The 22136-nt window shown below is 62.2% G+C and carries 19 protein-coding genes; 9 read left to right on the top strand and 10 right to left on the bottom strand.

All coding sequences use genetic code 11. The features are described 5' to 3' along the window. Positions 1-102: 102 nt before the first annotated feature. The 9 genes from AC1D06_RS21660 to AC1D06_RS21620 form a co-directional block, all read right to left on the bottom strand. Positions 103-1152, bottom strand: coding sequence for an LLM class flavin-dependent oxidoreductase (locus AC1D06_RS21660; protein ID WP_477987894.1), 1050 nt, complete (start codon positions 1150-1152; stop codon positions 103-105). A gap of 23 nt (positions 1153-1175) precedes the next feature. Continuing rightward, positions 1176-2111, bottom strand: coding sequence for an ABC transporter substrate-binding protein (locus AC1D06_RS21655; RefSeq protein WP_477877442.1), 936 nt, complete (start codon positions 2109-2111; stop codon positions 1176-1178). A gap of 61 nt (positions 2112-2172) precedes the next feature. Beyond that, entirely contained in the window at positions 2173-3111 is a 939-nt protein-coding gene (locus tag AC1D06_RS21650; RefSeq protein ID WP_477877441.1) for an ABC transporter substrate-binding protein, read from the bottom strand. A 62-nt stretch (positions 3112-3173) separates the two neighbouring features. Continuing rightward, positions 3174-4931, bottom strand: coding sequence for an amino acid ABC transporter permease/ATP-binding protein (locus AC1D06_RS21645; RefSeq protein WP_477987893.1), 1758 nt, complete (start codon positions 4929-4931; stop codon positions 3174-3176). A 20-nt stretch (positions 4932-4951) separates the two neighbouring features. Then, positions 4952-5506, bottom strand: coding sequence for a GNAT family N-acetyltransferase (locus AC1D06_RS21640; RefSeq protein ID WP_477987892.1), 555 nt, complete (start codon positions 5504-5506; stop codon positions 4952-4954). Between the two features lie 18 nt (positions 5507-5524). After that, the gene (locus AC1D06_RS21635) at positions 5525-6703 is read right to left on the bottom strand and encodes a M20 aminoacylase family protein (protein ID WP_477987890.1); all 1179 of its coding nucleotides are present in this window, start codon (positions 6701-6703) and stop codon (positions 5525-5527) included. Between the two features lie 24 nt (positions 6704-6727). After that, positions 6728-8074, bottom strand: coding sequence for an LLM class flavin-dependent oxidoreductase (locus tag AC1D06_RS21630; protein WP_477987889.1), 1347 nt, complete (start codon positions 8072-8074; stop codon positions 6728-6730). A gap of 22 nt (positions 8075-8096) precedes the next feature. Further along, complete coding sequence (locus AC1D06_RS21625) at positions 8097-9092, bottom strand: MsnO8 family LLM class oxidoreductase (RefSeq protein WP_477987888.1); 996 nt, start codon at positions 9090-9092, stop codon at positions 8097-8099. 362 nt (positions 9093-9454) lie between these two features. Then, entirely contained in the window at positions 9455-10180 is a 726-nt protein-coding gene (locus AC1D06_RS21620) for a GntR family transcriptional regulator (RefSeq protein WP_477987887.1), read from the bottom strand. A gap of 138 nt (positions 10181-10318) precedes the next feature. Here AC1D06_RS21620 and AC1D06_RS21615 point away from each other — a divergent pair, with 138 nt between their 5' ends. Genes AC1D06_RS21615 through AC1D06_RS21600 form a run of 4 tightly spaced genes read left to right on the top strand, consistent with a single transcriptional unit; the run spans position 10319 to position 15318 of the window. After that, positions 10319-11158: an ABC transporter ATP-binding protein gene (locus AC1D06_RS21615; RefSeq protein ID WP_477987886.1), complete on the top strand. Its 840-nt coding sequence runs from the start codon at positions 10319-10321 to the stop codon at positions 11156-11158. Continuing rightward, the gene (locus AC1D06_RS21610) at positions 11145-12161 is read left to right on the top strand and encodes an ABC transporter substrate-binding protein (RefSeq protein WP_477987885.1); all 1017 of its coding nucleotides are present in this window, start codon (positions 11145-11147) and stop codon (positions 12159-12161) included. Before AC1D06_RS21615 ends, AC1D06_RS21610 begins: the two co-directional genes overlap by 14 nt. Positions 12162-12171: 10 nt before the next feature. Further along, positions 12172-12933, top strand: a complete 762-nt coding sequence (locus tag AC1D06_RS21605; protein WP_477987884.1) for an ABC transporter permease — start codon at positions 12172-12174, stop codon at positions 12931-12933. A gap of 12 nt (positions 12934-12945) precedes the next feature. Then, positions 12946-15318, top strand: a complete 2373-nt coding sequence (locus tag AC1D06_RS21600) for a hypothetical protein (RefSeq protein ID WP_477987883.1) — start codon at positions 12946-12948, stop codon at positions 15316-15318. A gap of 82 nt (positions 15319-15400) precedes the next feature. Here the strand turns inward: AC1D06_RS21600 and AC1D06_RS21595 are convergent, their stop codons facing one another. Beyond that, positions 15401-15718: a hypothetical protein gene (locus tag AC1D06_RS21595; protein WP_477987882.1), complete on the bottom strand. Its 318-nt coding sequence runs from the start codon at positions 15716-15718 to the stop codon at positions 15401-15403. Between the two features lie 497 nt (positions 15719-16215). Here AC1D06_RS21595 and AC1D06_RS21590 point away from each other — a divergent pair, with 497 nt between their 5' ends. The 5 genes from AC1D06_RS21590 (at position 16216) to AC1D06_RS21570 (ending at position 22122) form a co-directional block, all read left to right on the top strand. Beyond that, the gene (locus tag AC1D06_RS21590) at positions 16216-16800 is read left to right on the top strand and encodes a TetR/AcrR family transcriptional regulator (protein WP_477987881.1); all 585 of its coding nucleotides are present in this window, start codon (positions 16216-16218) and stop codon (positions 16798-16800) included. Next, positions 16797-17399 carry a DsbA family protein gene (locus AC1D06_RS21585; protein ID WP_477987880.1) on the top strand — a complete coding sequence of 201 codons (603 nt, stop codon included), beginning with the start codon at positions 16797-16799 and terminating at the stop codon, positions 17397-17399. The genes AC1D06_RS21590 and AC1D06_RS21585 overlap by 4 nt, the downstream gene beginning before the upstream one ends. 77 nt (positions 17400-17476) lie before the next feature. Beyond that, positions 17477-18355 carry a 3-mercaptopyruvate sulfurtransferase gene (sseA, locus tag AC1D06_RS21580; RefSeq protein WP_477987878.1) on the top strand — a complete coding sequence of 293 codons (879 nt, stop codon included), beginning with the start codon at positions 17477-17479 and terminating at the stop codon, positions 18353-18355. Beyond that, positions 18352-19728: an FAD-binding oxidoreductase gene (locus AC1D06_RS21575; RefSeq protein WP_477987877.1), complete on the top strand. Its 1377-nt coding sequence runs from the start codon at positions 18352-18354 to the stop codon at positions 19726-19728. Before sseA ends, AC1D06_RS21575 begins: the two co-directional genes overlap by 4 nt. A gap of 24 nt (positions 19729-19752) precedes the next feature. Next, positions 19753-22122 carry a molybdopterin guanine dinucleotide-containing S/N-oxide reductase gene (locus tag AC1D06_RS21570; RefSeq protein WP_477987876.1) on the top strand — a complete coding sequence of 790 codons (2370 nt, stop codon included), beginning with the start codon at positions 19753-19755 and terminating at the stop codon, positions 22120-22122. Positions 22123-22136: the final 14 nt, after the last annotated feature.

Below are 22136 nucleotides of genomic sequence, written 5' to 3'. Positions count from 1 at the left end.
GGTGGCCTTCAGCCGAATCCTGTCCCGACCGACCTGACATAGTCCATTTCGATGCCGCATAGGATAGAAGGCGGCCTTGGCCCATGCCCTCGGCCTGCAGCTTCATCCGTTCGAGAGACGTCTCAAGCGTTCACCGTGTTCCCCGGAGTAGCCCAAGGCGGGGGCGATCCTGTTGCGGAAATCGCTGAGGATCTGGATATATTCGTCCTCCTCGAATTCATAAGGCAGATCGAGGCGCAGCTCGTCGACTTCGGCAAGCACGGGATCGTTGCTGAGCGCTTCGATGATCTCCTCCGATGAACCGACGAGATCGACAGGAAAGAGTGTCCGTCGGTCGCCATTGGGCTGGAGGGTGCGCGGGAAACGCGCCGCCTTATAGGCCGCGTATTTTTCCCCGCGCGCCTTGTCGGCGCCGTCGGTCGGCACGACGACGCGTCCGACCTCGACCGGCCGCCCCTCTCCGCCGCTCTTTCGGTATAGGCGAAGCTGGTTGAGCTGCGCTTCGTGGAAATCGTCGGTGCCCTCGCCCGTTGTCACATTGCTCAGAAGCAGGTTGAAGCCGTTGCGGCCCGCCCATTCCGCCGATCTCAGTGAGCCGCCGCCATACCATAGCCGGTCCGCCAGCCCCCTGGCATGAGGTTGGAGCCGCGGCTGCTGGCGGCGGAATGGCGTATCGATGAAACTGTCCTCGCCGCCGATAGGGCGGCTCGCGAGGTTTTCCTTGAGTTTGAGGACACGATCATGCGTGAAGTCGATCGACGAAGGGTCCCCGTCATGCACGCGATCGCCGATGAGCTGATAATGCGGCGGCTTGCCGGTGCTCAGCCCCGCCTTCAGCCGGCCGCGCGACAGCACATCCACGGTCGCAAGGTCCTCGGCCAAGCGGAACGGGCTCTCATATCCCAGGGGAATCACGGCGACACCGAGATCGATCGCCTCAGTCCGCTGGCTGGCCGCCGCCAGAAACACGGCAGCGGACGATATGCCATGCTCCAGATGCCGCTGGCGAACCCAGGCGGTATCAAAGCCCAGCGTCTCGCCGAATTCGATCAGCTTGAGCGTTTTCTCGATACCGTCCCCGGGATTGTCGTCCGAATAGTTGCCCGGGGTCAGAAATCCGATTTTCCGCAGCGAAAGGCCACCTGTCGCCATTGTCATTCACCTTTTGTCAGCGTTCAAAATTTCGGCAAGCCGGGCGGATTGACCTTGGAAGCCTCCACCGATTCCGGCAACAGGTTCCAACGTGCGAGCGTCGCCTTGTATTTGCCGCTGGCGATCAGGCCGTTGATGGCAATCGAGATCGGCTTTGCCAGGCCGGAATCCTTGCGCGTGACGACGCCGACATCGGCGGTCAGCGGCCAGCCGGCATTCACCGTTCCCACCAGCCTTTTCTTTCCGAGCGTTGCCGCCTGGTAGGCCTGAACGGCATTCGGATCGAACTTGGCATCGGCGCGTCCCGATTCCAGTGCGATATCGGCCTGCGCCTCGTCGTCGAAATAGAGGAGCTCCGCCGGCTTCAGGCCCCTGGCTTTGTTCTGCCTGTCCCATTCGAGCAGGATCCGCTCCTGGATGGTTCCCGAGGAGGTGATGATGCGCAGGCCGGCAATATCCTTCGGTTCCTTGATCGATCTGATCGGGCTCGACGTCTTCACGTAAAAGCCGTGCAGGCCCTGGCGATAGGTCGAGAAGTCGAATTTCAGCTTGCGTTCCTCGGTGACGCCGACATTGGAAATCACCGCGTCATATTTGCCGGAGGCGACGCCGAGCGGCCAATCCGGCCAGGCGACCGGCACGAGCTTGTATTTCAGGCCAAGGCTGTCGGCGATCAGCTGGCCGACATCGGGGTCAGCTCCGACGACGGTGCGAGCATCAGTGGCATAGGTGGCGATCGGCGGCAGAAATGCCGACACCGCGACGCTCAGCGTACCATCCTCGGCAAAGTGAAAGTTCTTCGGCAGGGCGGCTATCGCCTCCTGATTGCGCTCCGCGTGCAGCCGGTGCGGCTGCTCGGGGCTGAGGTCGAACTCTTCTGCCAGCGCCGGCGTGGCGACGAGAAGACTGACGGCCAGGCAAAGCGCCGCGAGCGGCCGGGCTTGGGAAAACAAGGACATGCAAACCTCTCAATTGGGGATCGGGAGGCGGCAGCGCCGCCTCCCTGGACGACGTTGGCGATCAGGAACCGCTCTTCGGCAGACCCGGAGGATTGGTGCGGGATTCAGTGATGGCTTCCGCCTCAAGATTCCAGTGCTTGAGGACTTCCTGATATTTGCCGTTCTTGATCAGGTCGTTGATGGCGATGGTCACGGCTTTGGCAAGGCCTGCATCCTTGCGCGTGGTCACGGCGATCTCGGCGGTCAGCGGCCAGCCGCCATTGACGACGCCCACCAGCTTGGTCTGACCCTTGACGGCGGCTTCATAGGCAAGGGTCGCATTCGGGTTGAATTCCACATCGGCGCGGCCCGATTGGATGGCCAGATTGGCGGCCGCATGGTCATCGTAATACTGCGTTTCGATGGGAGCGAGGCCGGCCGCCTTGTTCTGGCGGTCCCATTCGAGGATGATCTTTTCCTGGTTGGTGCCCGAGCCGGTGATCACCTTGAGGCCCGCGACATCCTTCGGCGCCTTGATCGCAGTGATCTTGCTGTCGGCCTTGACATAGAAACCAAGCACGTCCTGCCGGTAGGTGGAGAAATCGAACTTCTCCTTGCGCTCCTCGGTGACGGTGACGTTGCTGATCACCGCATCATATTTTCCCGAAGCGACGCCGAGCGGCCAGTCCGCCCAGGCGACAGGTACAATCTCCAGCTCGAGGCCGAGAGAATCCGCCACCAGTTGCGCAAGGTCCGGATCGGCGCCGACCACGGTCTTGGCATCGGAAGCATAGGTTCCGATCGGCGGCTCCCAGGGCGAAATGGCGACCGTGAACTTGCCGGGCTGGGCGAATTTGAACTCGGACGCGATTGCCGCGATCGCAGCCGGGTCCTTCTCGGCACGGACGCGCTTGCTGGTATCCGGGCTGAGATCGAATTTTTCGGCGGCATGCGCGGCACCGATGCCAAGGGCGGCAAAGGCGATGATCGCAGCGGAACGATACTTATTTTTAATTGACATTTCCGATTTCCTTTTCTCAGGGTTGCAGCAGAGATTGTATGTCAGCCTTCGTCACGTTCGGTTCAGAGAACCTTGGCGAGGAATTCCTGTGTGCGGGGGTGGGCATCGCCGCTGAAAATATGCTGCGGCGTGCCGCTGTCGACGACGCGGCCGGCCTCCATGAAGATGATGCGGTCGGCCACTTCGCGGGCGAAGCCCACTTCATGGGTGACGATGACGAGCGTCGTTCCCGTGCGGGCGAGATCCTTGATGACATCGAGCACTTCCCCGACCAGTTCCGGATCGAGCGCCGATGTCGGCTCATCGAACAATATGACCTTCGGCTTCAGCGCCAGTGCCCGGGCAATCGCCACGCGCTGCTGCTGCCCGCCCGACAATTGCCGCGGATAGGCATGCACCTTGTCGGACAGCCCGACCCGCGCCAGCAGATCGAGCGACAGCGCCACGGCCTCGTCGCGCGGCAGCTTGCGCACCTGGACCGGCGCCTCGATCAGGTTTTCGAGCACGGTGAGATGCGGAAAGAGGTTGAAGTTCTGGAACACCATGCCGATATCGGCGCGCCGCTCGAGAATGTCGTGCTCCTTGAGCTCGAACAGCGTATTGCCCTTGCGACGATAGCCGACCAGTTGGCCGTCAACCGACACGAAGCCCTGATCGACGCGTTCGAGATGGTTGATGGTGCGCAGCAAGGTGGATTTGCCGGAACCCGACGGCCCGAGGATGGCGGTGACGCTGCCCGGCGCAAGACGGAGATCCACGGTATCCAGCACTTTGAGCGGACCGAAACTCTTGCTGACGCGCTCGACATGGATGGCGGCGCCCGGCCGGAGGTGGAACGTGTCGGTGCGCTTGGCGGAAGCAATCGCACTGATCCTGTTCTGCCGCTCGACCTGACGGCGCGCGAAATAGGCCTGGAAGGGCAGCCTTGGCGGATTGCGGAGGGCGCCGCGGGCGAAATAGCGCTCGATATAATACTGCATGACCGACAGCACGGTCATGATGACGAGGTACCAGACGGTCGCCACCATCAGCAGCGGAATGACCTCGAGATTACGGCGATAGATCACCTGCACGGTGTAGAACAGCTCGGGTAGCGCGAGCACGTAGACGATGGACGTGGCCTTGGCGAGGCCGATGACTTCATTGAAACCGGTGGGAAGGATCGACCGCATGGCCTGCGGCAGCACGATCCGGAGCGCCTGCCGGAAACGCGGCAGGCCCAGGGCCGCTGCGGCCTCGAGCTGCCCCTGCTCGACGGAAAGAATGCCGCCGCGCACGACTTCGGCAAAGAAGGCCGACTGGTTGAGCGTCAGCCCCAGGAAAGCGGCCGCGAACGGCGTGAGCAAGTCAACCATCGGATAGGCGACAAGGACTTGCCCGGACAGTGGATTGGAAATCGAAATGGTTTCGTAGAGATAGCCGAGATTGTTGAGCACGAGCAGCAGCACGATCATCGGGATCGAGCGCAGCAGCCAAACATAACCCCAGGACAGACCGGCCAGCAGCGGCGAGCGGGAAACCCGGGCAAGCGCCAAGGCCACGCCGAGTAGCGAGCCGGCTATGGTCGCAAGCAGGGTCAACAGCAAGGTCCGGCCGAGGCCGGCAAGCACCGGTTCGGCGAAAAACCACTGCGCAAACACGTTCCAGCCCCAGCGTGGATTGGTAAAGGTCGAGTAGAGAACGAGCCCGATGACGACAGCCGAAAAGACGGTCCCGATCGTCCGCGCCGGATAGCGCGCCGGAACCACTTTGAGCCTGGAGTAATCGCTGACGTCGCCGTCAAGAACGTGTTGGTTGGAATAGTCGGTTGCCAAGGTCATCGCCGTTCTCCCCCCCGAAGTCATGCATGTGTCGGATGATGCGGCGGCACGGCGTGAACCGCCGGCGACGGCATGTCCGGATCGCTGGCCAGATGGCTGATGTCCTTCTCGAACGGCAGGGTCTTGTGCACTTCGGGATCGACCGTGCGATCGAAGAGCGCCGTATAGCCATAGCCGAGATAGAGGCCGACGGCTTCGGGCTGGCGGAAGCCCGTCGTCAGATAGACGCGGCTATAGCCCTGCGTGGCGGCCTGCACTTCCAGCTTGACGAGAACCTTGCGCGCCAGTCCCTGGCGGCGCAGGTCGGATCGCGTCCAGATCCGTTTGAACTCGGCGGTACGCTCGTCATAGTGCTTGAATGCTCCGCCGCCGATTGTCTCGCCATTGCGGAAGAGAAGCAGAAAATTGCCGTAGGGCGGCGCGAATGCCTCGGCCGGATAGCGGTTCAATTCCTCCGCAGCACCGCCGGCGCTGAAGAAATCGCCGTACCGGCCGTCATATTCGCGGATCAGGTCGTCGATAAGCGGCTTGGCGCGCGGATCCAGCGGGCTGGTGAAGATGAAGATGTCGCTCATGGTTTTGCTCCAGGCTATCTATCCGAGAAATGTCTCCGCCAGCCGCACCCAGTAGCGGGCGGCGGGAAGCAGGATGTCGTCATTGAAATCGTAGCGGGCGCTGTGCAGCGGTGCGGTGTCGCCGTTGCCGACGAACAGGTAGCAGCCCGGCCGCTCCGCCAACATGAAGGCGAAGTCCTCGCTTGCCGTGCGCGGTTTGAAGTCGGGCTCGATCTCAGCCGGACCGAAGGCCTTGCGGGCGACGTCCTCGGCAAAGCGCGTCTCGGCCTCGTGGTTGACGAGCACGGGAAAGCCGAGCCGATAATCCACCGCCGCCGTCGCGCCGAAACTGTCGGCCTGGGCGCGGACGAGCGCCGGTATCCTCTCCTGCAACACATGCCTTACGGACTCGCTGAAAGCCCGCATGGTCAGCTTCAGGTCGACGCTTTCCGGAATGACGTTGGACGCGTGCCCGCCGTGAATGGAACCGACTGTGACCACCGCCATCTCGCGTGGATCGACGTTCCGCGATACCACGCTCTGCAGAGCCATGATCAGCGAGGCGGAGGCGAGAACCGGATCGACGCCGCGATGCGGTTCGGCGCCATGCCCGCCCTTGCCGAGGATGCGGATATTGGCCTGATCGACCGACGCCATGGCAGGCCCTGCGACGAAGCCGAACTGACCGGTCGCCACGCCCGGCCAATTGTGCAGGCCGAACACCGCGTCGACGGGAAACTTGTCGAACAATCCCTCGTCCAGCATGCGGCGCGCGCCGGCGCCGATCTCCTCGGCCGGCTGGAAGATCAGCGTCAGCGTGCCGTCGAAATCGCCGCGCGCTGCCAGCGCATGGGCGGCAGACAAGAGAATTGCCGTGTGACCATCATGCCCGCAGGCATGCATGACGCCCYTTTTGCTGCTCGCATAGGCAAGCCCCGTCTCCTCCTCGATCGGAAGGGCATCCATATCGGCGCGAATGCCGAGGCGGCGGGTGCCGCATCCCTTCGTCAGGGTCGCAACGACCCCGGTTCCGCCGATCCCGATGCTGACCGTGTAGCCCCATTCGGTCAGAAGAGCAGTGACGATGCCGCTCGTCCGGCGCTCCTGGAAAGCAAGCTCGGGGTTGAGGTGGATATCGCGCCTGAGATCGACGAACTGCGTGATGTGGTCGGCGACATGACGTTCGGCGGGTGACGGCGGCCTTTTCGTATCAAGCATAGGATGCTCCCTGGAACACGCGCCTCAGGCGCGTGCCGCCCTTTCCTGCCCCGCCGTGCCGGTTTCGGCGTAGCGGCTTTGCTTGAAGGGCAGACCGAGATGCGCCCGCAACGTGCTGCCCTCGAGCTCCGGGTCGAAGTAGCCGCGTGCCGTGAGGACCGGCAGGACATGCTCGACGAAATCATCGAGACCTTCGCCCAGCACGGGGAAGCCGAGGATGAAGCCGTCGGCCGCATCCTCTTCGATCCAGCGGATGAGCTCGTCCGCCACATGCTCCGGCGTGCCGATGAAGTCGGTGCGCGGCGTCGTGACGTCGAGCGCGATCTCGCGCAGGGTAAGACCCTTTTCGCGGGCGATGCGTTTGATACGATCGGTGGTGGCGCGAAAACTGTTCTTGCCGATATCGCCAAGTTCCGGGAATGGCGCGTCGAGCGGATAGTTGCGGAAATCGTGGTGGTCGAAGAAACGGCCGAGATAGAGCAGCGCCTCCTCGATGGTGACGAGATTGCGGATGACGTCGAACTTGGTATTCGCCTCTTCCTGCGTCCGGCCGATGACCGGACCTATGCCGGGGAAGATCTTGACATCATCGGCGCTGCGGCCCTGGGCCACGGCGCTCTGCTTGACCTGCCGATAGAAGATCTTGCCTTCCTCGATCGTGCCGCCGCCGGTGAAGACGGCATCGGCATGCTTGCCCGCCAGCCTGATGCCCGAGTCGGATGAGCCCGCCTGGAAGACCAGCGGCTGGCCCTGCTGCGAGCGGCCGGCATTGAGCGGCCCTTCGACCCGGAAGAAGCGGCCGTTGTGGTTGAGCGTATGAAGCTTGTCGCGGTCGAAGAAACGGCCGCTCTCGCGATCGCGAACAAAGGCGTCGTCGTCCCAGGAATCCCAGAGGCCCTTGACGACGTCGATATATTCCTCAGCGATCTCGTAGCGCAGGCCGTGTTCGGGATGTTCGCGGCTATAGTTGCGCGCGGTGCCTTCGAGCGGCGTCGTCACCGCATTCCAGCCGCCGCGGCCGCCGCTGATCCGGTCGAGTGAGGCGAACTGGCGGGCGAGCGTGAAAGGATCGCTGTAGGACGTCGAGACCGTTCCCACCAGGCCGATCTTCGAGGTCGAGGCTGCAAGCGCCGAGAGGATGGAGATCGGCTCGAACCGGTTGAGGAAATGCGGAATGGATTTGTCGTTGATATAGAGCCCGTCCGCGACAAAGGCGAAGGCGATGCCGGCCGCTTCCGCCTGGCGCGCCTTGTCGACGAAGAAGCCGAAATTGACGCTGGCATCGGCCGGCACGCTCTCATGCCGCCAGGCATTCATATGTCCGCCGGGGCCTTGCAGCATGATACCAAAATTGATCTTGCGTTGTGTCATTGGAGTTCTCCCTTCACACCGCTCAGGCGGCAAGCGCGACGCCCTGCTTGGCAATCAGTTCGATGGAGGCGAGGCGGTCGAGCGCATTGACGGCGGGCGTCTCGATGACGAATTCCTCGACACCGAATTCGCGATGCAGCGCATCCAGCCGGGCGCGCACGTCGTCCGACGAACCGTAGATGATGTCGGGCGTCTTCTCTTCGGTGCGGAACGTGTCGAAGCCCGACTGGCGCGCAAATTCGGCCGCCTGCTCTTCGGTCGTCACATTGACCGACTGACCATCCGGCAGAAATACCTTGACGATGCGGAAAGCGTTGACCCGGCTCTTCGCGGCTTCCGTGGTTTCGGCTGCGAGGGCAGCAAGCGCAAGCAGAGGCGCCCGTCCGGTCAGCCGGCGATATGTCGCGAAGGTCTCACGGAGATTGACAACATCACCGTTCATATGGCCGGCAAACACCAGTTGCCAGCCGTAGCGGGCCGCAAGCTCGGCGCTCTCGACGCTGGCGCCGAGCAGGAATTTTTCCGCCGGAACCGGCGGCGTCGGCTGGGCAAGCAGTTCAGGCTGAGTCTTGCCTGACGGCAAGGCCAGGAATTTGCTCAGATCGGCGATCTGCGCCTCGAAGCTGGCCTTGCGCGAAGGATCGAAATAGGCCTGCAGCGCTTTGGTTGCGGCGGGAAAGCCACCCGGCGCCTTGCCGATGCCGAGATCGACCCGCCCGGGCGCCAGGCTCGCAAGCAGATTGAAGTTTTCGGCGACTTTGTAGGGGCTGTAATGCCGGAGCATGACGCCGCCGGAGCCAACCCGGATTTTGCTGGTCCTGGCGAGGATATAGGCGATCAAAACCTCCGGCGCCGAACTGGCAAGCACAGGGACGTTGTGATGTTCGGCCAGCCAGAAACGGTGATAGCCGAGCTCCTCCGCGCGCCGCGCATAAGTGATGGTGGCGATCAAAGCGTCGCTCGCATTCAACCCTGGCGCAACCGGGGATTTATCAAGCAAACTCAGTTTGTATGGCATCCGACACTCCCGCGTTCTCATATATATATTATCTATCGATTTTATGTACAAAAGGAACAGATTTGCGCGGAACGTGCAAGATGGAAAATAAGCGTGCCGGCAATATCAACCGGGGCGAGAAGACGATTTAGCTCTATCCAGCTGTTTCAAAAAGATTTTCTTGAATTGGACAGATGGAATCTCTAGGTAGCAGACAGCTCCCTCGCGAGAAAATCGAGGAGACAGCCCCACGGCTCGCACGCAATGATTCTTAGGCTGCGGGACCTGAAAGTGGCTTGATTTGGGTAAAGTCGATCGAACGACCTGGTTGCAAACCTGGAAGACGACCTGCGCTTGAGGGGCATGTTCGGCTCACCGCACTCCTATCGGAAGATGCTGTTCATGACGAACCGATATCGCTCCGTGCGGACATAGAAGGTCGAGCGTTCCGCTGGCGTGCCGTCGGTGAACCACGACGTGCGCTCCATCACGAGCAGCGCTGCCCCTTTCGAAACGTCGAGGATTGCCTCGAGTTCAGGATCGGCAGTTTGCGCACCGATCATCACCTGCGCGCGCTCGACATCGAGCCCGAAAAACGCGGCGACGATCGCGTAGGCTGGGCGCGCTTCGATTTCCTCGCGCGACAAAGCCGCTAACCTCGCCGGCAGAAAAGTTCGCCCCAGGGCAATCGGTTCATTGTCCACGAGATGAAGACGATCGAGAGCAAGGCAAGTCTCCCATCCGGCGCCGAAGGCTGTGGCGATCCTGTCGGGTGTTTTCACCTTGTCGAGAGAAAGAATCCGCATACTGGCGTTCAAGCCCTGCAGAATGAGGGATTCGTGGAAGCTTCGGAGCGCGTCGAGTTCATGCCGAACTTCCTTGCCGGCGACATAGGTGCCCTTGCCCTTGCGCCGCTCGATCAACCCATTTCTTGCAAGCTCGTCCAATGCCAGCCGAACAGTTACCCGGCTGACCGCGAACCGCGCCCCGATCTCCGCTTCTGACGGCAGCCTGCCGGAGGGCTCGAATCGGCCGCTCAGAATTTCATCGCGCAACGTGCCGGCGATCTGCCGGTAGAGCGAGGTGGCATTGTCCCTGACGATTGGCATTCGATGGTTTCAATAGCGAGGATTTCAGTGGTTGGGCCGTTCATACCGGGGATTTTAGCCGCTGTCGATGCGGGCGCTTGCCATACTTGTATTAAAATGTATTATTCATCATGTCTTTGTCTATGGAATTAGTCGTCTATGCAGGCCATTACTCCTTTGCGCTCAACACCCGTCCTCTCGGCGGATGCCGTCAGCTTTGCCTACAACAATGGCCGCGACGTGTTCAGGAACTTTTCGCTGAAGGTGAAACGGGGCGAATTCCTTGCCTTGCTCGGGCCGTCCGGCTGCGGCAAGTCGACGATGCTCAATCTGCTCTCCGGCTTCCTCAAGCCGACATCGGGAACGATCTCCATCAATGGCCAGCCGGTCTTTCCGGAAATGCCGGCGCTCGGCTATGTCTTCCAGACCGCCAACCTCTTTCCCTGGCTGTCTGTCGAGGACAATGTGCGCTTCGGGCTCAAAATGGCCGGCAAGACAAGCATAGCCGAACAGCGCCGGAAGGCCCTGCACTATCTCTCGCTCGTCGGGCTGGAGAAGAATGCCGCCGATCTCCCGCATCAATTGTCGGGTGGCATGCGCCAGAGGGTCGCGCTTGCCCGCACGCTGGCGCTCGAGCCCGATATTCTCTTGATGGACGAGCCATTCGCCGCACTTGACGCCATCACCCGCATCCACATGAACGAGGAACTGCTGCGGCTCTGGTCGGAACTCGGCCAGACCATCGTCTTCATCACCCATGACATCGACGAGGCCATCTTCCTCGCCGATCGCGTCGTCGTTCTCGGCCTGCCGCCGGACGGTATCGATAGCGAATTCCCGATCGATCTGCCGCGCCCGCGAGACCGCAACAAAGTCCGCAGTTCGCCACGCTTTGCCGATTACGGCGATCAGCTCATGCGCCGGATCGGCGCCATCACCCAAACAGGAAGGCCCACCCGCCTCGAACAATCAGGAGCACGTCAGCATGTCAGCCTTTAGTACAGTCAGGAAGGCGATCCTTGCCGCGACAGTAACCTTGCTGGCCGCCGCGCCGGCCCCGGCGGCAGAGTCGCCGCCATTACGCATCGGCTGGGTTTCGGCCATGGCCAATGCGCCCGTCCTGATCGCCGAGAAGAAGGGCTATTTCAAAGAAGAGGGATTGACCGTCGAGCTCAAGCAATTCGGCGACGGGCCGGTCATCCAGCAGGCCGTGGCCTCGGGCGATGTCGACATTGCCTATGTCGGCGCTCCACCGGTCTACCAATGGTTCGCGCGTGGGCTCGACAGTGTCATTATCGCCAAGGTCAATTACGGCCAGGCTGCGCTCGTCGCCAAGGCATCCGGCCCGATCCGCAGCCTTGCCGACTTCAGGGGGCAGCGGCTGGCCGGCGTCAATCGCGGCAGCGGCATGGATGTGCTGTTGCGTGGCTATGTGCTCAAGGACGTCGCCAAGCTCGATCCGGATAAGGATCTGCAGCTTTCCAACATGCCGGTCGTCAACATGAACGCGGCGCTCGACACCGGCGTGGTCGACGCCGTCTTCGAATGGGAGCCCTTCGTCAGCCAGTCGGTGCTGCGCGGCACCGGACGGGTGGTCTTCGATGTCAACGAGGCCCTGCCGCACTATCCCTGGTACGTGATTGCGTCGACCCGCAAGGTCGCCAGCGAGCGGCCGGACGATATCGTCAAGCTGCTGCGCGCCCATCACAAGGCAATCGCCTTCCTGCACGATCACCCTGCAGAAGCCGACCGTATCATCGCCGAGGCTTTCAAGCTCCGAGCCGTGCAGTCAGCGGACGGCAAGACGGTGCCCGCCGAGCAAATCGTGGCGGAGGCGCGCAAGCGGCTCGGCTGGTCCGATGCGATCGAAGATACCGATCGCGCCTTCATCCAGCGTCTCATGGACTATTCCCTGGCACTCAGCTTTCTCTCCAAGCCTTTGAAGGCCGAAGACGTCATCGACACGCGCCTTTGGGCTCGGGCAACCGGCGCACAGAACTGAGCAGGTTGAGATGTCGGGATTAGTTACTTGGCCAAGACCCTCCTGGAGCTGGGCTTCGCTTCCGGCTCTCGGGCTCGTCTGGTGCCTGGCCGCCAGCCGGGTGCCATCCTATGTCCTGCCGCAACCTTGGGACGTGGCCATCGAGGCCGGCCGCTGGATCGGTTCGGGAGATCTCTGGTGGCAATTGTATGCGAGCCTGCTGCGCGAGATCGGCGGCTTTGCGGCGGCAACGATCGTCGCTTTGGCCATCGGCACGGGGGCGGCGCTGTCATCCGGGTTCCGCGCCTTCATAGGGCCGCTCAACAGCCTGTTCATGGCGATACCGCCAATCGCCTGGGCGCCGCTGTCGATGATTTTTTTCGGCCTGGGCTATCTGTCGATTGCCGTGGTGATCTTCATCGCCGCCGTATTCCCGATGGCCGCGACGATCCAGGAAGGCGTGCTCACCATCCAGGGCGGAGAAATACGCGCGGCCAGGACATTGGGTGCAAACCGGCTTCAGCTTCTGCGCCATGTCTATCTCCCGGCCTCTCTTCCCTTCATCACCACCGCGCTCCGAATCGGCTTTTCGCAGGCCTGGCGGGCGCTGGTCGCCGCCGAGATGATCGGCGCTTCGCAGGGCATCGGCTGGATGGTGGCGATGGGTGGCCAGACCGGAAACTCCAGCGAAGTGCTGCTCGGCGTGTCGCTGATTGGACTGATCGCCTGGCTGATGGAGAGCCTGGTGTTCCGACGTATCGAGCGCCGCTACGAAAGCTGGCGTGGACAATAAGAGGTCATTGCAATGTTGACGAATTCGAACCGCCGGCCGGCGGCTGGGCAGACTGTTGCGCCTGATGGCCTCTATGATCACATCAAATCCCTGCCGTTCCTCGGCCGGCTGACCTGCGACCGCAAGATATTGACGGCAGGCGAATGGACCGAGCTGACCCTGATCTATGAGATCGGCGCGGTCGGGCTTGCCGATGGCGGCTGGCTCAAGCTCGCCTTCAAGTTCTATTCCGACTGGGCTCTGTTCCAGACGTCCGATCCGGCCGCCGCCAATTATGTCTCCGCAGAATATCATGCCAGCACGCTGTTTCCCGGCCAGAGCCCATCGACGGTACGGGCGCTAAAAGTGCGGTTTGATCAGAAAGGCCATGAGCGCCCCTTCCAGAAGGCTGTCATCATCGACGTGGTCGACGGCTATCTCAATACCGGCGACCGCATCGTCATCCGGCTCGGCGACCGCCGGCAGGGCGRAGCGGGCACGCGTGTGCAGACTTTCGTCGAGAAATCCTTCCGCTTCCGCATGTTCATCGACCCGCTCGGCAGTTCGAAATTCGCCGAAGTCCCCGGCGATTGCATGCTTGAGATCGTGCCCGGCGCGCCGCACGCGGTCAGCCTGATTGCACCGCGCCTCAGCGAGCCGAATGCGCCCATCCGGGTTCTTGCCCGCGTCGACGATATCTGGGGCAATACCTGCCGCGACCGCCAAATCGATGGGCAGCTCGTTCTGACCGGCCCCGATGTTTCCGCCACCAGGACGGAAACCCTGGCATTCGCATCCAACGGCTGGGCGATGGCGCAATTGCCCTTGTCACTCGCAGAGGACGGCGAATGGCAGCTGCAGGCAAAGGCGAAGGGTATTCCGGTCGAGCCGGCAACGGCCTTTGTTCAGGTAGAACCATCCACTGATGGCTTTCGCCCCTACTACGCCGATCTCCATGTCCATTCCGAGGACACCGTCGGCACCAATGACACTTATTACAATCTGAGCTACGGTCGCGACATCGCCGGCCTCGACATCGTCGGCTATACGGTCAACGACTTCAACATCACCGAAGCCAAGTGGAACGAGGCCGTCGCCCTGATCGGTGAATTGAACGAACCAGGCCGGTTCGTCTGCTATCCCGGCACCGAATGGTGCGGCAATTCCGCCGCCGGCGGCGACCGCAACGTCATCTTCCTGCGTGACGGCAAACCCCGTTTCCCGTTCGACGATGAGGGCCGCAGCGTGCGTTCCTTCGAATGGAACGAATTCACTGCCGGCGCGATCCGCCCGGGCGTCTGGCCGGTCGATGACCTCTGGACAGCCTATGCCGACGATCCGGAGGGACTTCTGATGATCCCGCATGTCGGCGGCCGGCGCTGCATTTTCGACTGGCATCATCCCGAACTGGAACGCCTGACGGAAATCACCTCGGCCTGGGGCCAGTTTCACTGGAACTATGTCGACGCGCTCAGCCGCGGCCATCGGCTGGGTGCCTCCGCCGCCAGCGACGAGCACCAGGGCCGCTGCGGTGGCGGCGCACCGGCCACGGCCGTGTTCGGCTCGCGTGGCGGCCTTACGGGCCTATTCGCCGAATCCTTGGACCGAGCCTCGGTCGGGCTAGCACTCCGCGCCCGGCGGACTTTCGCCACCACAGGCGAGCGCAGCTTTGCCAGCCTGCGGTTCGGCAAATACTGGATGGGAGAGGTCGTCGACGCCGACCCCGCTCAGCCGCTCATGTACCGGCTGCTGGGCGACAGGGGCTGGGAAGACATCAGCCTTTATGATGCTGATCGCTGCATCTGGATGCGGAACCTGCATCGGGAGGCCGGCTTCTCCAGTCGACGCCTGCGTCTCCGGTTCGGGGGCGCGCGCATCAAAGACCGTTATCGTGCCGCCTATTGGCAGGGCGAAATCGAGGTCAGAGGCACCGCCTTGCTCGGCCATCGCGGCATCGGTTTCGATCACCCCGAACAATGCGCCTGGCGGAAGGATGCGACAACCATCGGCTTCCAATCCGCGACTCACGGCGATGTGGATGGCGTCGAACTTTCAATCTCCGATCTTGCCGGTGCGCGGATCGAGGTGCACGCCAATCTCTACGGCTATATAAAAGTCGGCGACCCGCTCGACCCGCCACCGCATATCGACCAGCCGACGGCTCATCTCGCCGTGTTGGGAGACGAATTGCTGTCCAAAGGCGAGATCGTGCTCGATCTGCCCGGCGTGGAGCTTCGACTTACCCTGGACTGCATCACGGAAAGTGCTCTGCCGCGGGACGTAAGCGGCGCCATCGACATTTCAACGCTAGGCCTTGAAGAAGGGCGCGAGCATCCGCTGTTCATCACCGCCCGGCAGGTCGATCAGTCGCGTGTCTGGACGTCACCGCTGTTTCTGAGGGTATAAGGACTGCCGTCGGAAAGACGCCACAGGCCCGTCACCACTGACTTCGCGACCATCTTCTCAGGGGCGGTCCTTCGCCGCCGGCTCAAGCCCGTGGGCGGCGCCGAACAGCCAGTGGCGCTCGGCGTCGATGAACTTGGCGACGATCTCGTCTTTGCGGTCGAATTGCGAGGTGACGAGATAGAGGCTGGCAGTCGGCACGCTGGTGCCGAGCTCGACCAGCAGCGGCCGCAAAGTATGGTTCGGTGCGCGCCAATGGTCGGGCGCACCGCCGGTGCAGACCGTGATCGCTATCGCACCCTTGAGCCCACCCGTATCGCAGCGGTCCGAGAAAGGCCTTGAGCAGGCCGGTATAGCTCGCCTTGCAGGTGGGCGTGGCGAAGACGACGAAGCCAGATTCCACCGCTCTTTTGTTGAGCGCCTTGACGCTCTCCGGATCTCAGAAGAACAGGCCGGCCGCGTGCTGCGACAGTTCGATCACCTCGATCTTCAGCAGGGCGGTATCCTCTTCATTCGCACAGTTCCGCTCAACCACGAAAAATATTCGTCCACCAAAAAAGCTCTAGGCAAAGCATTTTCTATAAATATAGTAGGAAAGGAACGACCTGTCTTTCTCTCGGCGATTTAGTCGTTATAGTGAGACTCCGGATGTTGGGTGGGTTCCGCCGTGAGCGGGGCGAACGGTGCGAATTGGAAGGGAGCAACAAGCAAATGGCTCGGTAACAACGGAAACAAATCGCCTGGCGCACCCCGTGTCGCGAGCGTACCGGAACGATCTCTCGTCCATTCGATGCCGCAGTCGCTTAACAATGGATTGCATCCGTCAGGATTCAGGCCTTGTCCGCAACCCTACGAATCTCCCGCAGATTCTGAAAAGCATTCTCAACCCAAAGCAATCAGATGAAAGAACCCATATCAGATCAGATCCTTTCAGCCGCCAGCGCGCTCTTTTATCGCGAAGGCATCCGTGCCGTCGGCATAGATCGCATCATCGAGGTGGCGAATGTCGCCAAGGCGACGCTCTATCGCCACTTCCCTTCCAAGGATCATCTCGTTGCCGCCTATCTCCAGGATCGCCACGACCGGGTCATTCGTTCCCTTCAAGAAGCATTGGAGAGAGAAGAATCCCCGAGAAGCCAGCTCAAGCTGATTTTCGAGCGCCTCTACGAGAAGGCCGATAGCCCGGAATTCCGCGGCTGCGCGTTTGCGCTCGCCGTTGCCGAGCACGGCGATTCCGAGCGGGTCGTCTCCGTCGCGCGAACGCATAAGAAGATGGTCGGAGACATTTTCCGCGACATCATGTCAAGGGTCGACGTCAAGCCGGACCAGGCCGCGGCGCATCTTGCTTTGCTTTACGAGGGAGCGCTGGCCACGGTGGCGGTGGGACGCGATCCGCAGGCGGTCCTCGTCGCCCGCGATTGTGCGCTCTCCGTGTTCGACGCGGCAATCCATTCGACCAAATCTTTCGAGACTGTTTCAGCATGACGAAAACCATCGATTACTTCTTTGGCATAGGCTCGCCCTGGGCCTTCATCGGCCTCGAACCGTTCGTGGCCCTCGCCCACCAGCATGGGGCATCCATTCGCCCCTATGTCATTCCGCTGATCGAGGACAATGGCGCAATCTATTCACGCAACCGGCCGGAGGCGCGCCGGGCCTATTGGCTGAAGGACCTCACGCGTTGGGCGGCGCTGCGCGGCAAGACGCTCAACTTCCAGAACCGCACCCGGCTTTCTGACCCGACGCCTGCGGGCTTCATGGTCATCGCCGCCATCGATGCGGGCGACGACTGGCTCAAACTGTCCGGCGCCCTCCAAGAGGCTTTCTGGGCGCGTGCCGAAGACATCGGCAATGCCGATGTCCGCCGCGCGATCGCCGATGCTGTCGGCTTTGATGGTGCCGCACTGGAGCGAAAAGCCCAGAGCGAGGCCGTTCAGTCCGCCTGGAAAGCCAATTACGAGATCGCCAGGAGCGCCGGCGTGTTCGGGCTCCCGACGTTCCGATACGAAGACGAGCTCTATTGGGGACAGGACAGCCTGCCCTTCCTCGAACGCCATCTCAAGGGTGAAAAACTCGTCGCCTGATCCAACGACAAACCGGACTGCATGCGTCGCCCACAGCCCGGTTTGCCGCACCCCAGACCGTTGCTCCGGAGTTTTTCATGTCTCTCCCTCTCGCGAACGCCCTTGTCTCCACCGAATGGCTGGCAGCGCATCTCGACGATCCCGATCTCGTCATTCTCGATGGTTCCTTCAAGCTGCAGGGGGTAACGCCGATCGCTGCAGAGGATTTTGCCCAGCGCCATATCCCCGGCGCGCGTTTCTTCGATATCGACGCGATTGCCGATCACGAGACGACTTTACCGCACATGCTGCCATCCGCCGCCGCCTTCGAGCACCATGCCGCCGAACTCGGCATTTCGAATGACACTGTGGTCGTGGTCTACGACACGCCGGGCCTGATGTCCGCCGGCCGCGTCTGGTGGACCCTGCGCACCTTCGGCCATGACAAGGTCGCGATCCTCGATGGCGGGCTGAAGAAATGGCTGGCCGAGGGCCGTCCGGTGACCGACGAAATTGCCGTGCCCGCCAACGCACGTTTCCGCGCCACGTTCGACCCGGCCGCGGTACGATCGAAGGCAAAGGTCCTCGCCAATCTGCAAAGCCGCGCCGAGCAGGTCATCGACGCACGCTCTGCCGGCCGCTTCACGGCGGAGGAAAAGGAGGCGCGGCCGGGCCTGCGTTCAGGCCATATTCCCGGCAGCCTCAATCTTCCCTTCAATGCCCTCACCGACCCGGCGACCGGTGCGCTTCTCGGCGTGGCGGAGATCCGCAAGGCGTTCGAAACGGCCGGCCTCGATTTCTCGAAACCGGTCATTGCAAGTTGCGGCTCGGGCGTCACCGCCGCGGCCTTGGCCTTCGGACTGCATCTGGCCGGCAAGCACGATGTCGCGATCTATGACGGCGCCTGGACCGAATGGGGCCAGCCGGGCGACACGCCCGTCGATACCGGCGCAGGCAAGCATGTTGACGGCCGATGAGCGCGCTTTCTCCCGCTCTTGCCGAGGCGCTTCGCAGCCGCTTCGGCGACCGATTCTCCACCGCTGAGGCGCTGCGCGAACAGCATGGCCGCGGTGAATCGCATCACACGCCCGAAATCCCCGATGCCGTGGTCTTTGCCGAAAGCACCGAAGAGGTGGCCGAGGCGGTTCGCCTCTGCGCGTCGGAGAGCACTCCGGTCATCGCCTATGGCGCCGGCACATCGCTCGAAGGGCATCTGACGGCGGTGCGCGGCGGCGTCTCCATCGATCTCACGCGCCTGTCCAAGATTCTCCGCGTCAGCGCCGAGGATCTCGATTGCACGGTCCAGGCCGGCGTGACCCGCGAACAGCTCAACACTCACCTGCGGGATATGGGGCTGTTCTTTCCCATCGATCCGGGCGCCAATGCCTCGCTGGGCGGCATGGCTTCGACGCGCGCTTCCGGCACCAATGCGGTGCGCTACGGCACCATGCGCGAGAACGTGCTGGCGCTCACCGTTGTGCTTCCGACCGGCCAGATCATCCGCACCGGCGGCCGGGCGCGAAAATCGTCGGCCGGCTATGACCTCACCCGACTATTTGTGGGATCTGAGGGAACGCTCGGCATCATCACCGAAGTGACGGTCAGGCTCTACGGCATTCCGGAGACGATTTCGGCGGCGCTGTGCTCGTTCGAAAGCGTCGAACAGGCGGTCGATGCGGCGATTGCGGTCGTGCAGCTCGGAATTTCCGTGGCGCGCATGGAATTGATGGAGCGCGGCCTGATCGCGGCCGTCAACGCCTATTCCAATCTTTCATTGAAAATCGAGGACACGCTCGCCTTCGAGTTCCACGGCTCGCCGGCGAGCGTGCAGGAACAGGTTGAGATGGTGGCAGCGATCGTCGAGGAGCATGGCGGCAAGGATTTCGAATGGGCCAATGCGCCGGAAGAGCGCAACCGGCTGTGGAAGGCGCGCCACAATGCCTTCTATGCCGTCGTCTCGCAGCGGCCGAATGCCAAGGGCTGGTCCTCGGATGTCTGCGTGCCGGTCTCCGAACTCAGCGGCTGCATCGTCAGGACGCGCGCGCTTCTTCAGGATTGTCCCGTTCCATCAGCCATTCTCGGCCATGTCGGCGACGGCAACTATCATGTCGTCTTTGCCGTCGACCCGGCGAATGCCCGGGAAATCGAGGCGGTCGCAGCCATCAACAAGAAGATGGTGCAATATGCGATCTCGGTCGGCGGCACCTCGACCGGCGAACACGGCGTGGGCACGGGCAAGATTGCCTATCTCCGCCAGGAACACGGCGATGCCGTCGACCTCATGGCCGTGATCAAGAACGCTATCGATCCCAGGGGGATCATGAATCCGGGCAAGATCTTGCCCGGCTAGGATTTTGTGTCCGGAAACCGCGCCATGACTATGTTCAAGACCCATAGCTCACATTGGGGAGCGTTCTCCGGCCGCCATCGGGACGGAAAACTGGAGATCCGCGCCCATCCCGACGATCCAAATCCGTCGCCTTTGCTGGGCAACCTGCCTGCGATTGCCGACAGTCCTGTTCGCATCCGGCGCCCGGCGGTCAGGCGTGGCTGGCTTGAAGGGAAACCCGGCAATGCGCAGAAGCGCGGCGCAGATGACTTTGTGGAAATCAGTTGGCCGCAAGCGCTCGACCTTGTCGCCAATGAGCTTCGGCGCGTCTATCGAGACTTTGGACCCGGGGCAGTGTTCGGAGGGTCCTATGGCTGGGCCAGCGCCGGGCGGTTTCACCACGCTCAAAGCCAGGTTCATCGCTTCTTGAACCTGCTGGGCGGCTATGTGCGATCCGTCAACACCTATAGTTCCGGTGCGGCGATGGTGATCATTCCGCATGTGCTCGGACCGTACGACCATTTCGAGCGCAAGAGCGTCACCTGGGACGCAATCGAGCGAAGCACCCAACTGGTCGTCGCCTTCGGCGGCATGGCGATCAAGAATGTGGATGTGCATGGCGGCGGCAACAGCCGGCATATCGTGCCCGACAGGCTCAAAGGTGCCCGCGCGCGCGGCGCGCGCTTCGTGCTCGTCAGCCCGTTGCGCGATGATTTCCTTCCTGAAGCCAATGCGGAATGGCTGGCGATCCAGCCCGGCGCCGATGTCGCGCTGATGCTCGGGCTGGCGCATGTGCTGGTCAGCGAAGGCTTGCACGATCGCAGTTTTCTCGACTGCTATACCACCGGCTATGAGCGTTTCGAGGACTATCTCCTCGGCCGAACCGATGGTGTGGAAAAGCGGCCGGAATGGGCATCCGGCATCTGCGGCATCGGCTCCGATGTCATCAAGGATCTGGCGCGGGCCATGGCAGGCTCTCGGACGCTGGTCACCGTCAGCCATTCGCTGCAACGCGCCGACCATGGCGAGCAGCCGGTCTGGATGGGCATCACGCTGGCCGCCATGCTCGGACAGATGGGGCTGGACGGCGGCGGCTATTCGTATTCTCTGGGAGCCTTGGGCAATACCGGCAAACGGCAGCTCGCCGTTCCCCTGCCCACCTTCGGGCAATTCCGGAACTCAGTTTCGGATTTCATTCCTGTCGCACGTATTGCCGATATGCTGCTCAATCCTGGCCAGGCATTCAACTATAACGGCCAAGCGCTCCACTATCCCGATATCCGGCTCGTCTATTGGGCGGGCGGCAATCCGTTTCACCACCACCAGGATCTCAACCGGCTGCGGGCGGCATTCAGGCGGCCCGATACGATCATCGTCCATGAATCAGCCTGGACGTCTTCGGCACGCCACGCCGACATCCTCCTGCCTGCCACGACGACGCTCGAGCGCGACGATATCGGCGCGGCCCAGGGCGACCCGCTGATGATCGCGATGAAGAAGCTGATCGAGCCGGTCGGCGAAGCGCGGGACGATTATGAGATCTTCTCGGCAATAGCGCAGGGTCTTGGCACATTCGAGGCATTCACCGAAAATCGGACAAGCAGGGAATGGCTTGCTCTGCTCTACGAGCCGACGCGCCAGGCGCTCGCGGCAAGCGGGCACGAGGCGCCCGACTTTGAGACATTCTGGGAACGCGGAGAGCTGCTGCTGCCGCTTCAACCCGACGATGGCGGCCCGGCGAGCGCCTTTCGAGAGGACCCGGTCGGAGCCTCGCTGCCAACCCCGTCCGGCAAGATCGAGATCTTTTCGCAGGTGATCGACAGCTTCGGCTATGACGATTGCCGTGGTCATCCGCGATGGTACCCGCCTAGGGCGGAAGCAGCGGCCGATGAAAACGCCTATCCGCTCCATCTGGTCTGCAATCAGCCGTACCAGCGGCTGCACAGTCAACTGGACTACGGCGAGTTCAGCCGCTCGACCAAGATCAAAGGGCGGGAACCCATTCGCATCAACCCGGCCGATGCTGCCGAACGGGGCATCTCGGATGGCGACATTGTCAGGCTGTTCAACGCGCGCGGCGCCTGCCTGGCGGCGGCTATCCTCAGCGAAAGCGTCCGGCGGGGGGTGATGCAGCTCGCCACGGGGGCATGGTTCGAACCGGACGATCCGAGCGCCGGCAAGGCCATGTGCATCCACGGTAACCCGAACATCCTCACCCGCGATATCGGAACTTCCCAGCTGGCGCAGGCCTGCACCGGACAGCTTACCCGGGTCGAGGTCGAGCGGTTCGATGGCGAGCTGCCGCCGGTACGGATTCTCCAGGAAATGCGGTTCGCGGATGATCACCAACCCTCTAGCCAGGGGAGCGAGAGCATGAATGATCCGGCGGCTTCCCAATCGGTCAATCGACCTTAGAGTTGTAGCAAACC

This window comes from Rhizobium sp. P2_G2 (genome assembly GCF_056403555.1).
The sequence above is the reverse complement of the archived record's forward strand: the minus strand, read 5'-3'. Positions and strand labels throughout refer to the sequence as shown.